This is a genomic window from uncultured Lactobacillus sp. (assembly GCF_946477725.1).
GTDB lineage: Bacteria > Bacillota > Bacilli > Lactobacillales > Lactobacillaceae > Lactobacillus.
The window spans coordinates 1-12,787 of record NZ_CAMKZC010000009.1 but is presented as its reverse complement, the minus strand read 5'-3'; the positions used below and the strand labels follow the sequence as shown (position 1 = coordinate 12,787).

Genomic DNA, 12,787 nt, shown 5'->3' with positions numbered 1-12,787 from the left:
TTATCTATTGCGCCTTCTATCAGTGATAAGCGAAAGCATAATAATCACTAAAATTAGTATTGCAATCATTAATAGCAAAACAAGCATATTATTTAGCCTGTTACTATTAATTTTGAACTGTATCCCTAAATAATTAATTAAATGCCGTTTTACATTAGTGGGGAGAGTAGCTAATGTCGGTTTAAGTAAAAAGCCTCTTAGAGCAGCTGCCTCATAACTACTTGGTACTAATTTTACCAAATTTTGTGCTCCAGAAACCAATATACCATATGGTAAATAAGTCGCAACCGCGAAACCGGCAGCAGCACCTAATACAGCGGAAAATCGGCTAAAAGTAGTACTGGAATGCATGAACAGCACAATTATCTCATCAAGTAAAGTTGCTGCAATTGCACCCACGAAAATAAATAAAAGCCCAGGTAGGTATGCTTCTTGCGGAATTCTTACTTTATCTACCAGTGCAAAATACGCAGCCATCACAATAAATGTAATTATTTGCATAAGAAAGCTAACTACTACCCCGCTCAAAACATAAGCAAGATTTTGTTTGAATTGTGATAAACCCGTCAGTTGAAAATCGGCAACAGCATGAGTTTCTTGATCAGTAACTTGCTGGCCAAGAGCTTGAAAAGCCGTAGTGATACCAGAAACTGCAACTATACCAGCTATCATCCACAAATCTAATATTTTAGTAACGTGTGGTAAATTTTGCCAATTTTTTTCTAGATTGTTTTGCAAAAAGCCAATATAAATAAAGAAAGATATCAATGCACCGAGGCATGACATAATTACACCAGTAATGTTAGAAAAATAGATTTTTAAATTTCTGCGAAATAAAGCAACCATTTATTGTATCTCCTTCCCAGTTATCTGCAAAAATGCATCATTGATCGTTCCTTTAGAATAAGTAAAGTCAGTAATATTTGCTTGATTGGTTTTTAATAATTCAACAGTTTCTTGCGCCGATAAAGCATCAATTTCAACTTGCTTACGATTAAGCCGAATAACTTTTTGGTTAGTGTTTAAAGCCTGAATATCATCAACAGTGAGTATTAATTTATTAGGAGCATATTGGTTCTTAATTTCTGCAGCAGAGCCACTAGCTAGTATTTGACCATTTTCCAGAATATACATTTGATCAGCATTTTCAGCTTCTTCTAAATAATGTGTTGTTAAAAAAATAGTTAGATCTTGTTGCTCTTGCAGTTTGGTCAATAATTCCCAAATAGCATTTCTCGTTTGAATATCAAGACCTGTAGTTGGCTCATCCAGAAACAGTAAATTTGGTTTGCAAATAAGAGCTCTGGCTATATCTACCCTCCTCTTTTGGCCGCCTGATAAAGTGCCAAATTTTTGCTTTAAAAAGTTTTTGATGCCAATTAAGTCAATTAATTGTTCAAGCCACTCCTGAGAAAAGTTGCGGTACATCCTTGCTCTTAAATAAAGATTGTCTTTAACTGTTAACTCGTTATCTAAAATGCTATTTTGAAAAACTAAGCCTATTTTCAAATCTGCCGCATATGAAATAACACCTGAAGTCGGCTTTAATAATCCGGTTAGCATATTAATCGTGGTAGATTTACCCGCACCATTTGTTCCTAAATAAGCAACTAGCTGTCCCGCTTTAATTTGAATATTAGCTTTGCTGACAGCAAACTTATTACCAAATTTCTTCGTCAATTCTTTTGTTTCAATCAGCATAATTGGCATCTCCTTTTTCTAATTAGAGCCATCATACTAATAAAATAAAAATTTGTAGCAAACTTATAGATAAGCAAGCAAATATTTAACACAAAAAGACGAAATTAAATCATGAAATATAAAAAAGGCTACATTTAGTAGCCTTCCACATATGATTTGATAGAAACTTAATGCTGCTCAAAAGCAAAGACGATTTGATGTTCCTTGGTAGTATTAGCAGGTAAAACAATATCGCCAAAATCTCGGTGATTAATTGCATCTGGCAAAACTTGTGCTTCTAAAGCGACAGCTTCACTTGGCTGCGCAATTGAACCGTTGTCCCGCTTAAATTTTACTCCGGGTTGCTCCTGCGTCATGGTATACATCACTAAACAATTGCTTTCACTTGAAATAGTAATTTGACGGCCACTTTCTTTTTCTCTCAAAGTAGCGACAGGCTTCATTTGATTTTCCGTGCCATTAATAACAAACGCGTCATCGAAACCTTTATTGGCTTCTAGTGCAGCAAATAAATTGCTAAAATCATGAAAATCATACGGAGTATTGGCATTTGCCAGCATTTTTCCAGTCGGAATTAACTCAGGGTCAAGTTGTAAATGTTTCTCACTATTTATCTTAATTTCGTGCGTACTTAAATTAGGCTGGTCACTTAAATTAAAGTAAGCATGACAAGTGGGGTTAAACAGTGTAGTTTGCGCGCCATTTTCAGCTTTATAAGAGATTGTTACTTTATCTTCATCATCTAAAGTATAGGTAATGCTTACCAGCATATCACCGGGAAACCCGTCATGGTCTTCATTAATCTGGTGTGTAAATATTGCACTTGCACTGTTAGCAGTTTTAGCGGTTTGCACTTGCCAGTTTAAAAAGCGAAAGCCGTTATTACCACCATGCAATGTGTTGCCATTTTCGTTGGTGGGAACTTGCACATTAGCGCCATCTAAAGTGAACTGGCCGTTTTTAATTCTGCCAGCTACACGTCCAATTGATTGGCAGCAACATAAACCGTTAGAATAATAATCTACACAATGATCAAAGTTCATCAATAAATTCTTTTGTTGTTTATTTTTATCTGGTACCAAAAATTCGTACCAGGTAGCTCCCAGCGATAAACATGAAATTGTTACACCATGATCATTTTTTAACGTCACCTTTTTGATATCGCTACCTTGATAATTTTCAAATGTTTTCTCAATGTCTTCCATCTTTTTCTCCAGTTAACTTAATCGCATTAGTAAAATACACTACTTCAATTATACTATTGAAATAGTGTATTTTTTCTAAGAAATCTTAAGCGTATGTGTTTGGGATTTATTAGTTAGCGATTTGATTTTATTTGATACTGCACAGATCAATGCCGTACATTGTTGCAAGGTCAGTAACTTGATCTTCTGTTGCTGCAAATGAGAAGACAGTATGGTGACCTCCACCAGCTTTGATCCACTCTGTAGCACCTTTTTCTAAGCCTACCTTTGGGGTCCATAATTGTTTAGCTACAGGCAAGTGTGGTGTTTCTTTTTCAGCCTTATGAGCATCAACTGCATAAGTAACAAGCTTAAAGTTATTTCTAAAGTCGGCTAAGGTAACATCAATAGCGTCTCCTTCAGAACCTGAAAAGACTAATCTGGCCGGATCAGCTTTACCGCCAATATCCAATGGATGAACTTCAACACGTGGTTTTTCTGAAGCAATTGATGGATCAACTTCAAGCATGTGGGAGCCCAAAATTGCTTCATGACCCGGACGCAAATCAAGAGTGTAATCTTCCATGAAGGCAGTCTTTTGATTATGAGTCATGATCTTGAAAGTTCTCAGTAAGGCTGCAGTCTTCCAATCACCTTCACCTGCAAAGCCATAGCCGTCACGCATTAACAGTTGAGCTGATAAACCTTGTAATTGCTCTAGTCCATGTAAATCTTCGAAGTTGCTGGTAACAGCGGTATAGCCACCGCGCTCCAAGAAATGTTTCATTGCAATATACTGTTTTAACTGGTAGCGCACCGTTTTATTGTAAGCATCTGGATCCATAGCGCCTTGGACTAAAATATATTTTGCTTTCAAATCAGCAAATTCGTCATCGATTTCAGATTCTTTGACTTTTGCCATTTCAGCAACTAAGTCGCCAACACCGTAATAGTCAACAGTCCAGCCTAATTGAATTTGAGCTTGAACTTTATCGCCTTCAGTAACGGCTACATTCCGCATCGTGTCACCAAAGCGGCAAACTTTTAAATTGAACGATTCATCATAAGCAACTGCAACGTTTTCCCAGTCAGCAATTTGCTTCATGATCTTTGGATCCTGCCAATAGCCATAGATAATCTTATTATGCTTTTGCAAGCGAGCATTAATATAGCCATATTCACGATCACCATGAGCACTTTGATTCAAGTTCATATAGTCAAAGTCAATTGTGTCATAAGGAATATAATTTAAAAATTGGGTTGCAAAGTGTAACAACGGTTTTTGTAATAGTTTTGTACCGCGAATCCAGTTTTTAGCGGGTGAAAATGTATGCATCCATGTGATTACACCGGCAACTTCATCCCTGTAATTGACTTCTTTCATAAAATGGGTAATTTCATCAGCTGTAGTTAAAACCTTTTTAAACACAACCTTGTAAGGCAAATTGCCTTTTTCATTTAAACCGTCAGCAATTTTTTGCGCATCTTCAGCTACACTGCGCAAGGTTTCTTCACCATAAAGGTGTTGACTACCAACTGCAAACCAAAATTCATATTTTGGTACTTGTAACATTATTTTTCCTCCTTTTATTTTAAAAATGTCTAAACTAAGCTTTAACAATAATTAATTAAAGACTTAAACGAATCATATTCCATGAATATGCTTCGAGTTTTCCTTTCACAGTATTATTGTCGATAGCAACATCTTTTAAATCTGAAATATGCATTAATTGATTTTCATTTGTTGCGTCAAGATCATACCCTGCAAATTGAGTTGCTTTTTTTAAGCTGACATTTGGAAAATTGCAGAGTTGATATTCAAACTGTGCTGGTTCATCAGCCTTATTTTCAATAAATAAGACTATTTCATTTGTTGCTTTGTTGACTGCTGCAGCTGAACTGAGATACGGTACGTCTCTATTTACTACAGTATAGTTTTCTACTTTACTATCAACCTTAAGTGACTCGCCTTGTGCAAAGTTTGAAATTTGCATAAATGGGTAAAAGATTGATTGATACCAAACAGAAGGATTTCCTTCATTATTAGTCATAATTGGGGCAATAACATTTACTAGTTGTGCCAAGCAGCCAATCTTAATCCTGTCTGCGTGCTTTAATAAAGTTAGAGCCAGTGAACCTACAACAAGCGCGTCAGCAAACGTATAGTGATCTTCTAACAAATGTGGTGCTACTTGCCATGGCTTTTGTTTGGCATCACTTTCTTTTGAATGATACGAAACGTTCCATTCATCCATAGCCAAATACATGGTTTTATCCATGTGCTTACGCGCTTTAACAGCATCACAAATTGAAACAACTTCACTAATAAAACTATCCAAATCAACCGAGGACGAAAGGAATTTTTTAATATCGTGCTCATTATCGTCATAATACTGATGAAGTGATAAGTAGTCTACATCTTCATAAACGTTATCTAAAATAGTCTCTTCCCATGAACCAAAAGTATCTAAAGTGTGAAGTGAGCTTCCACATGCTATTAATTCAATAGATGGATCAACTCTTTTCATTGCCTTAGCTGTTTCATGAGCCAATCTGCCATATTCATGGGCATTTTTATGACCTATTTGCCAGTCTCCATCCACTTCATTACCAAGACTCCATAATTTAATGTTGAATGGTTCTTTTTGACCGTTTTTAATGCGCAAATCACTCCAATAAGTACCACTTGGGAAGTTGCAGTATTCGATCAAATTTCGAGCGGCATCTATACCGCGGGTACCAAGATTAATAGCCATATCAGCTTCTGCACCGATACATTTGCACCAATTTAAAAATTCGTGTAAACCAAATTGGTTAGTCTCTATACTTTTCCATGCTATATCAAGCCTGACAGGTCTTGTATCTTTAGGACCAATACCATCTTCCCAGTTATAGCCTGAAACAAAGTTTCCTCCCGGATACCTAACTAAGGGAACTCTTAATTTCTTGATAGCTTCAATCACATCAGTACGAAAACCATCTTTATTAGCTAAAGGATGACCTGGCTGATAAATACCATTGTATACACAACGGCCTAGCTGTTCAGTTAAAGAGCCCCACATACGTGGATCAATTTCACTAATTATATTGTCTGAATTTATTTTAAAAGTTGCTTTAACCATTATTTATTCTCCATTTTGTGATATGAATTTGCACTTATCTTCTTTTTGCATGCGTCTGTGATTGCGCGTTATTTTGACCATAATATGCATCCTTGCCATGCTTACGGTAATAATGCTTGTCTAACAAATATTGTGGCAGCCTGCTGTTTGCTCTAGTCAATTGCAGCGTATGATAGTCTTCTTCGGCTACAACTTCTAATACCTTTGCATTATAAACAGCCTGGGCTGGCGTCTGTCCCCAGCAAAACGGACCATGTTGACTAACTAGGGCTCCTGGAGTAGCTTCATAATCTAGGTGGCGCTCATTAAATGTATGGACTATAGTTTTGCCAGTATTGCCTTCGTAATCTTCTGCGATTTCTTCTTTAGTCAACGCATCAGCTGCTGGAACATCAGTGTAAAAAGTATCGGCGTGTGTGGTGTTAAGTGCCGGAATATCCATCTTAGCAGCCGCAAAAGCTACTGCCCAAGGTGAATGAGTATGAACAATGCCACCAATCTTTGGAAAATGATTGTATAAATATGTGTGCGTAGGAGTATCACTTGATGGATTCAGTTTTCCTTCGATTACTTTGCCTGACAAATCAACTACTACCATGTCCTCAGGTTTTAGCTTATCGTATTCAACTCCTGAGGGCTTAATGACAAATAATCCTTGATCACGATCAATTCCGGAAACGTTACCCCAAGTAAAAGTAACTAATCCTAATTGAGGCAACTGCATATTAGCCTTGTAAACTTCTTCTTTTAATTGCTCCAGCATTTAACGTTCCTCATCTTTCAAAATAGACGCTGAATTTTCTAAGGATAGAGCCGAACGGTAACGCTCAATGTATTGCGCAGCCCCAGTAACTCCTTTTTGTTCAGGACTCAATGTCATTATCTCCGAGTCAACAAAAACCTTCTCATCTAAGTAGTCCTCCAGCTTTTCTTGAGCACCGGATGATACATATTGGGCTAAAATTGCCATACCCCAAGGACCACCAGCACTAGCATTAGTCATAACGGAAATTGGCATATTCAAAACATTAGATAAAACTTGTTGAGCCACAACAGGCGTCTTAAATAGTCCACCTTGAGCAATCATGACATCCGTTGTCACTTTCTCCTCATTAGTTAAAATATCCATTCCAATCTTGAGTGGTGCAAAAGCTGAATAAAGCTGTGCCAACATAAAATTAGCTAAAGTAAATTTGCTGTTAGGTGTTCTAATTAGCAAAGGTCTTCCTTCTTGGGTTTTCGTTACCGGTTCACCTGAAAAGTAGCTATAGTTAACTATGCCACCGGCATCTGGATCTGACTTTGTAGTATCTAAAAACAAAGTGCTAAATAGTTCGTCTGCACTAATATTTTTACCTAATCTGCCCGCAAATTCGCGAAAGACCTGCGACCAAGCATTAATATCTGAAGAACAGTTATTTATGTGAACCATTGCCACCGGTAGTCCTGTAGGAGTCGTAACAATATCAATGTCCCTATGAACTTTTTGCAAAGGCTTATCTAAAACAACCATCGAAAATTCTGATGTACCCACAGAGATATTTCCTGTACGCCGTCTAACGCTATTGGTACTAATCATGCCGGTTCCAGCATCTCCTTCAGGTGGTGCCATAACACTACCAGCTTTTAAAGTACCAGTTGGATCAAGTAAAGCAGCACCTTTTTCAGTTAAATAGCCTGCAACTTCACCAGCTTTTAAAACTTGAGGTAAAATATCTTCGATTTGCCACGGATACTGTTTCACCTTTTCTAAACTGGAAAATTTGCGAAGACATGTTTGGTCAAACTGACCATCACTATCAATTGGAAACATTCCTGAAGCGTCGCCAACGCCAATATTTTTTTCACCAGATAATTGCCAGTGAACATAACCAGCTAAAGTTGTGATGTAAGCAATATCTTTAACATGATGCTCGTTTTGCAGTATCGCATGATATAAATGAGCGATGCTCCAGCGCAAAGGAATATTAAAGTTAAATAGCTTGGTTAGTTCTTCTGCTGCATCTTCCGTAATAGTGTTACGCCATGTTCTGAATGGGACTAGCAGTTTGCCATTAGCGTCAAAAGCTAAATAGCCGTGCATCATTGCACTAACACCTATGGCTCCTATTCTTTCAATTTTGACATGAAATTTACTGCTGACCATAGCGGCTAACTGGGCATAACTTTGCCTTAAACCAGTTAAAATATCTGCTTGGGAATAGGTCCAGATACCATCTTGCAACTTGTTTTCCCATGAAAAGCTGCCAGAAGCCAGCGGCTGAAAATCAGGGCTGATTAAAACTGCCTTAATTTGTGTAGAACCGAATTCAATCCCTAATGCTGTTTGCCCCCTTTGAATGAGTTGAACAATTTTAGTAATGTTCATTTAAACGCCTCTTTCCTCACGGTAGAATTCTATCCTTAGCTTTCTTCGGAAAGCACTTTCATGATATATTTTTTATTTGAATAATTCAATAGGCTTAAAAATTCATTCGAATGTTTTTGAAAATTTTTAAGCTTTCTAAACTCTTAATTTCACGGCATTTTAGCTATTTTAGAAATTTTATTTGTTTTTATTGAGCTTTTTCAGCAGAAATTTATTGTTTACACTTATACCTTTATTTTTTATAAAAATGCTAATATTTCAGCAAAAGATAAATATAAGTTACCTTTTAAAATTGAACTATGTTATGATTTTAATCAAAAGAGCATGGATTTTAACAATATTAGCTAAAATTTATTCAAATGAATTTTAGGAGGTTACACAATGAAAAGCGATTACATAAACATTGTGGAAACACTTAAAAATGAAATAACATTTGGTAATTATGAAGTTAACCAAAAATTACCCACAGAAGACGAGTTAATGCACCGCTTTAAGGTCACTCGTTACGCTGTTAGGAAAGCCTTAACTGAATTGCAAAATGAGCATTTAATCTACAAAGTCCAAGGAAGCGGAATGTATATCCAGGATTGGAATAAAAAATGGCAAGCCAATCCGCAAAGTAAAACTATCGGATTAATTTGCACTCACATTGCAGATTATATTTTTCCCAAGATTATTGCTCAAATTGATTCGGAAATTGAACCACAGGGCTATTCTTTGCTTTTAGCTAATACTCATAACTATCCTCAAACTGAACGGTCAAGTTTGATTAAAATGCTTGATTCACAAGTGGCCGGTTTAATCGTTGAACCCAGTGAAAGTGCCAAGCCTTGTCAAAATGCGGATATTTACCGCCGGATTGAAAAAAGTAAAATACCCTTGTTGTTCATTAATGCGGAGTACCCTGAATTTAATTTTCCTGCTATTGTGAACTCGGATAGACAGTCAGAAAAAGAACTGATTTCTTACTTACTACAACAAAATCACCGCCGGATTCTAGGTATTTTCCAAACTGACGACCTTCAAGGGGTCGAACGGATGAAGGGCTTTATTGCTGCTTATCAGGAAAATAATGTTAATTTAGCAAGTAGTAATTTAATTATGTACAGCTCACATGATTCTTTCTCTGTTATTAGTAAAAAAATTGATATGTATTTAAATGGTCCCGAACCGCCTACAGCAATAGCATGTTATCATGATGAATTAGCTGTTTTAGTCATTGACAAATTGAAAAAGCTAAAAATCAAAATTCCCCAGGATATTTCTATAGTTGGTTTCGATAACTACGATTCATCTGCTTACTTAAACCCTAGCCTGACGACTATGAATTATCAGAGAACTTCCGTTGGTCAAGAGGCAGGCAAAGGAATTTTAGCTTTAATAAATGGTAAGAAATTTGCTTCAGTGGTACATCACCCTGAGATGAAATTGCGTGATTCAGTTGCTGCACTGAAATAATAAAAAAGGAGTTAATCAAAAATTTGATTAACTCCTTTTTACTGTTGCTATTTACTTAGATGAATCTCGCGGTCAAACAGCAGTTGCAGGTTTTTATCAAAATTATGGGCGATAAAAATGACAGTGCCTGGCATTTTAAGGAGTTCTTGCAGGATTGCTCTGGTTCCTGCCTGATCAATTGCACTTGTGCCTTCATCAATCAGTAAGATTTTACTGTCATGTATCTGGGTGCGCGCAAGAATTATTTTTTGCCTTTGACCGCCAGAAACATTTAGTTTTTGCAAGTTTATTTCTGTATTTAAGCCATGAGAAAATTTGGCAATATCTGCGCCCAAACCTACTGCTAGAGCTGCAGGTTCGGCCAGCAAGTCTAATTTGGGATTGAACATTGTAATATTGTTTTTGATGGTGCTGGGAAATAAAACAGGATCTTGTGCAATATAGCCGATTTTAGCTAAATCCGGTTTGATAACTTTTCCCTCTTGATCCTTAAATGCTATTTTTCCAGAAGTCGGTGGCAAAATCCCCAAAATTAGTTTAAACAGAGTTGACTTACCTGTACCGCTATCACCTGATAGTAAAATTTTTTCGCCACAATTGACAGTGATATCAGGGAAATTCAAAGTTTCACCATTAGGAAAACTAATTGCCAAATCTTTTGTACTAAAAGCAACAGGTGTTTCTAACTTTTGCTCATCAGTTTTTACTGGTAAAGTCGCTGCGGTTACTTCATTTCTTAAAGTTCCAGTGCCCTTAATTAAACCAAAATAGAATGGCAAGTATTCGATTGCTAGTGAAATATAATGACTAAAATTACCAATAACTGCAATTGCACCAAACGTAACCAGGCCACTTTTAATTAAAACACCCGTCCAGACGAACAATATTAGGATCATAATTTGCGCAACACCGTTGGTAATAATGGACAGAACTTGTTGTTCCTGTGTCTGCTTGAGGTTGGCTTTTTCTAAGTCGCGTGCACCTTTATGCATAACGCTGGTTAATTTATCACCAGCAAGATAACGCTCTAAGTCAGCAATACCGCTCAACCATTTTTCAATCAGATCCAAATACTGTCTATTTTGATGAGATACTTTTTCCGTAGCTTTTTGCAATGGCTTTTCAATTATTTTAGGCAAAATCAGGGAAACGGCTACCGAAATTAAGATAAGTAGCAATAGACTCCAGTGCATTGTCAGCAGGGCAATTACAGAGAAAATAACATAGCCCAGAAAATTGCAAATGACCGGAATTAAGTTAAAGGACTGATTGTTAACCGTATTAAGATCATTAGTCAGGCGGTTTTTAACTTGCGAAGTTTGATGATTCTTACGATCATAATAGATGTGACTCACTATTTTGCTTCTTAAGTTGTGATTAAATTCTTGAACTTGTCGTGTCAGTAAATATTCAGAACCCCAGTCAAAAGCATACGATGAGAGATAAGCTAACGTAGTAAAAGTAATGATTAACAGCCAGGCTTGACCGTCATGCTGGCGCAAGGCGGTAAATTCCCACATATTCAAGTATGATGCGCCGATTAAAACCAAAGGTTGTAAGAAACTAAAAAGTACAATGAATATGAAACGAATTCGATTGGAATGAAAAAAGTTTTTAAAAGTCATCGTTTCTCTCCTTCTGGCTTGCTAACCGAATCGTTTTATCAAACATATTTTTAACTTCAGAATTAAGATTATGAGCAATCATGATCACAGTCTTATTAGTGTGAACAAGTTCAGCAATAATTTGCTTAGTTGCTTTACTATCAATGGCGCTTGTCGCTTCGTCCAGCAAAATAATTTCATCAGCGAAAACTTCTGATCTGGCAAGGATAATCTTTTGCCTTTGACCACCAGATAAATTATTTTTATCCAAATCAACTTGGGTATCAGTTCCTTGGGGAAACCTTGCAATATCGCTCTGCAATTGCACTTTATTAATTAAATTAGGCACTTGATCCAACAATTGTCGATGAAACATCACGATATTTTCCGCAATTGTTCCTGGAAATAATTGCGGATCTTGAGCAATGTAACTGATCCGGTTTAAATTTGGTTGAAAAATCTGCCCCGTATTATTTCTAAAAATAATTTGACCTTGACAAGGCTTGATCTTACCCAAAAGAGCTTGAAAGAGTGTTGACTTGCCAGTTCCGCTATCGCCTGCAAGCAAAACTTTTTCACCCTTATTGACCACAAAATCGGGATATTTAATTATTGGACCATTAGGATATTTAAGCGCCAAATTTTTAATTTCAATTTGGGCAATTTGAGCAGATGACCTATTCGGTTTGGTTTTAGTGTTAGAAATCAGACTAGCAGTAGTTTGATTGATATTTTTAGTAGATTTAATCTTGACGGCAGCACTTGTAATAGAGGATACAGCTGAAAAGATACCAAAAGCAAAGGAAGTCGAAGCTAATGCCGCTCCAATTTTTATTTGACCAGTTAAAAATAGGATACCGGCTAAAAAGGCAATTGACATTTGTCCTAAAGTATTACCAATTCCATTAATTGTATTAGAAGCACAGTTTTTATTGATTTGATTGACTTAGAACTTTTCCAACTTCTCAGCGTAGCTGCTCATTTCTTTATTTAGGATCGTCCATGCATGGTATCTCCGCAGTTCATTTAAGCCATAGATCCATTCACCGATACCATTTAAAAATGCGCTGGTATTTTGCATCACTTTTCTACTCGCCTCTGAAGTCATGCGCGCCATTATTTTGGGCAAGTTTAAATCTATTAGAACAAAAATTGCAGTTAGTAAAACAAAAGACCAGTTTAAGCTAAAAAGGACGCCGGCAGAAAGCAAGATAATGAATAAATTGCTAAGAACATTAACCCAGGGCAGAGCAAAATCGCTGGTCAAAGTATCGAGATTGCTTTGCAGATAATTTTGCATTTGCGCCACTGTCGCATCGTTTTCAGTATAAAAATGGTCTACCATTTGCC

At 36.7% G+C, this 12,787-nt stretch carries 10 protein-coding genes and 1 pseudogene; 1 reads left to right on the top strand and 10 read right to left on the bottom strand.

From position 1 onward, the window contains the following. The 7 genes from Q0R51_RS05225 to Q0R51_RS05195 all read right to left on the bottom strand — a co-directional run bounded on the left by Q0R51_RS05225 (position 1) and on the right by Q0R51_RS05195 (position 8,375). Entirely contained in the window at positions 1-846 is an 846-nt protein-coding gene (locus tag Q0R51_RS05225) for an ABC transporter permease (RefSeq protein ID WP_265667570.1), read from the bottom strand. Further along, the gene (locus Q0R51_RS05220; protein ID WP_294757183.1) at positions 847-1,701 is read right to left on the bottom strand and encodes an ABC transporter ATP-binding protein; all 855 of its coding nucleotides are present in this window, start codon (positions 1,699-1,701) and stop codon (positions 847-849) included. A gap of 167 nt (positions 1,702-1,868) precedes the next feature. Next, positions 1,869-2,906 carry an aldose epimerase family protein gene (locus Q0R51_RS05215; protein WP_294757182.1) on the bottom strand — a complete coding sequence of 346 codons (1,038 nt, stop codon included), beginning with the start codon at positions 2,904-2,906 and terminating at the stop codon, positions 1,869-1,871. A gap of 127 nt (positions 2,907-3,033) precedes the next feature. Beyond that, on the bottom strand, positions 3,034-4,458 hold the full coding sequence (gene araA, locus Q0R51_RS05210) for an L-arabinose isomerase (RefSeq protein WP_294757181.1): 1,425 nt from the start codon (positions 4,456-4,458) through the stop codon (positions 3,034-3,036). Positions 4,459-4,513: 55 nt separating this feature from the next. After that, the gene (locus Q0R51_RS05205) at positions 4,514-6,007 is read right to left on the bottom strand and encodes an alpha-N-arabinofuranosidase (protein ID WP_294757180.1); all 1,494 of its coding nucleotides are present in this window, start codon (positions 6,005-6,007) and stop codon (positions 4,514-4,516) included. Positions 6,008-6,041: 34 nt separating this feature from the next. Next, the gene (locus Q0R51_RS05200; protein WP_046325400.1) at positions 6,042-6,770 is read right to left on the bottom strand and encodes an L-ribulose-5-phosphate 4-epimerase; all 729 of its coding nucleotides are present in this window, start codon (positions 6,768-6,770) and stop codon (positions 6,042-6,044) included. Next, positions 6,771-8,375 carry a xylulokinase gene (locus Q0R51_RS05195; RefSeq protein ID WP_294757179.1) on the bottom strand — a complete coding sequence of 535 codons (1,605 nt, stop codon included), beginning with the start codon at positions 8,373-8,375 and terminating at the stop codon, positions 6,771-6,773. A 381-nt stretch (positions 8,376-8,756) separates the two neighbouring features. On the opposite strand from Q0R51_RS05195, the gene Q0R51_RS05190 reads away from it, so the two are divergent. Then, positions 8,757-9,833 carry a GntR family transcriptional regulator gene (locus Q0R51_RS05190; RefSeq protein WP_294757178.1) on the top strand — a complete coding sequence of 359 codons (1,077 nt, stop codon included), beginning with the start codon at positions 8,757-8,759 and terminating at the stop codon, positions 9,831-9,833. Positions 9,834-9,880: 47 nt separating this feature from the next. On the opposite strand, the gene Q0R51_RS05185 is transcribed toward Q0R51_RS05190, so the two are convergent. The 3 genes and pseudogenes from Q0R51_RS05185 to Q0R51_RS05175 all read right to left on the bottom strand — a co-directional run. After that, positions 9,881-11,458 carry an ABC transporter ATP-binding protein gene (locus tag Q0R51_RS05185; RefSeq protein ID WP_294757177.1) on the bottom strand — a complete coding sequence of 526 codons (1,578 nt, stop codon included), beginning with the start codon at positions 11,456-11,458 and terminating at the stop codon, positions 9,881-9,883. Then, complete coding sequence (locus Q0R51_RS05180; RefSeq protein WP_294757176.1) at positions 11,448-12,317, bottom strand: ABC transporter ATP-binding protein; 870 nt, start codon at positions 12,315-12,317, stop codon at positions 11,448-11,450. The genes Q0R51_RS05185 and Q0R51_RS05180 overlap by 11 nt, the downstream gene beginning before the upstream one ends. A gap of 66 nt (positions 12,318-12,383) precedes the next feature. Then, positions 12,384-12,787, bottom strand: a pseudogene (locus Q0R51_RS05175) (ABC transporter ATP-binding protein); the annotation flags it as partial.

Excerpts from the sequence above, each read along its gene's own strand:
- Q0R51_RS05225 (WP_265667570.1), bottom strand. The coding sequence starts at position 846 with ATGGTTGCTTTATTTCGCAGAAATTTAAAAATCTATTTTTCTAACATT.
- Q0R51_RS05220 (WP_294757183.1), bottom strand. The coding sequence starts at position 1,701 with ATGCTGATTGAAACAAAAGAATTGACGAAGAAATTTGGTAATAAGTTT.
- Q0R51_RS05215 (WP_294757182.1), bottom strand. The coding sequence starts at position 2,906 with ATGGAAGACATTGAGAAAACATTTGAAAATTATCAAGGTAGCGATATC.
- araA (WP_294757181.1), bottom strand. The coding sequence starts at position 4,458 with ATGTTACAAGTACCAAAATATGAATTTTGGTTTGCAGTTGGTAGTCAA.
- Q0R51_RS05205 (WP_294757180.1), bottom strand. The coding sequence starts at position 6,007 with ATGGTTAAAGCAACTTTTAAAATAAATTCAGACAATATAATTAGTGAA.
- Q0R51_RS05200 (WP_046325400.1), bottom strand. The coding sequence starts at position 6,770 with ATGCTGGAGCAATTAAAAGAAGAAGTTTACAAGGCTAATATGCAGTTG.
- Q0R51_RS05195 (WP_294757179.1), bottom strand. The coding sequence starts at position 8,375 with ATGAACATTACTAAAATTGTTCAACTCATTCAAAGGGGGCAAACAGCA.
- Q0R51_RS05190 (WP_294757178.1), top strand. The coding sequence starts at position 8,757 with ATGAAAAGCGATTACATAAACATTGTGGAAACACTTAAAAATGAAATA.
- Q0R51_RS05185 (WP_294757177.1), bottom strand. The coding sequence starts at position 11,458 with ATGACTTTTAAAAACTTTTTTCATTCCAATCGAATTCGTTTCATATTC.
- Q0R51_RS05180 (WP_294757176.1), bottom strand. The coding sequence starts at position 12,317 with ATGTCAATTGCCTTTTTAGCCGGTATCCTATTTTTAACTGGTCAAATA.